We start from the raw sequence: 1,285 nt of genomic DNA on the forward strand, positions 1-1,285 counted from the left end.
GGGACGAATACATCGGTCTTCATCCGGATGGTTATCGCTATAGTCGATACTGCGACCTTTATCGCGGCTGGGCGTTGAAGCTACCGGTGACGATGCGGCAGGATCATGCAGCCGGCGACAAGCTGTTTGTCGATTACGCCGGCGACACCGTTAGCGTCGTAGTCGACCGATTGTCTGGCATGACACGACAGGCCCACCTGTTCGTTGCGGTTATGGGTGCATCGAGCCTCTCCTACGCCCAGGCGCGCTGGAGCGAAACGCTTCCCGACTGGATTGAATGCCATATCCAGGCGCTGGAGTTCTTCGGCGGCGCGCCGGCGTTGCTTGTTCCGGACAATGCCAAGGTGGCGATCATCAAGGCGTGCCACTTCGATCCTCAGGTCAACCGGACGTATAGCGCGATGGCGGCGCATTATGGCAGCGCCGTCCTGCCGACGCGGCCGAGACGCCCTCGTGACAAGGCGAAAGTCGAGGCCGCGGTTCGTATCGTCGAACGCTGGCTGTTGGGCCGCCTTCGCCATCGCACCTTCTACAATCTCGCCGAGGTCAACGCGGCGATCGCCGACTTGCTGCATGATCTCAACGACAGGCGGGTCCTCCGCCGGGTCGGCGTCACGCGCCGCCAATTATTTGAAGAGCTCGACCTGCCTGCTCTAAGGCCATTGCCTGTGGAACGCTATGTCTTTGCGGAATGGCGTATCCGACGTGCTGGATTGGATTACCACGTCGAGATCGAGCGGCATTATTATTCCGTCCCGTATCGCTTCGCTCGCGAGCAAGTCGAGGCGCGCATCACCGCCAATACGATCGAGATCTTCCACAAAGGCGAACGGATAGCCGCTCATCGCCGCTCCAGCGGTAACGGCAAGCACACGACGACCCCCGATCACATGCCCTCGGCCCACCGCCGTTTTGCCGACTGGACGATCGAACGCATTCAACGCGAGGCCACGTCCATCGGGCCGGAGGTTGCGTTGCTATGCGAAAAGATCCTCGCCGACCGGCCGCACCCGGAGCAGGGCTTTCGAGCGTGCATGGGAATTATCCGTCTGAACAAAGGCTTTGGGCGCGACAGAGTGAATGCTGCTTGCAGCCGTGCGCTGGAGATCGGAGCCCGGACCTACGGTTCGGTGCGCTCCATCCTCGACAATCATCTCGATCGAGCCGCCACCACCAATGGACCAGCCTCGCATGAGCCTATCCACCACGAAAACATCCGCGGACCTCGCTACTACCACTAAGGAGAAAGAAGAATGCTTGCTCATCCAACACTCGACAAACTCAA

General features: G+C 60.2%; 1 protein-coding gene. It reads left to right on the forward strand.

Features of this window, described 5'->3' with window-relative positions:
- Nucleotides 1-1,241 (forward strand): IS21 family transposase (gene istA / locus MRBLMR1_RS26935; RefSeq protein WP_500066960.1); only part of this gene is annotated, 1,241 nt, incomplete at its 5' end.
- Nucleotides 1,242-1,285 lie beyond the last annotated feature (44 nt).

It is taken from the genome of Neorhizobium sp. LMR1-1-1.1 (assembly GCF_040675795.1).
Lineage (GTDB): Bacteria > Pseudomonadota > Alphaproteobacteria > Rhizobiales > Rhizobiaceae > Neorhizobium > Neorhizobium cellulosilyticum.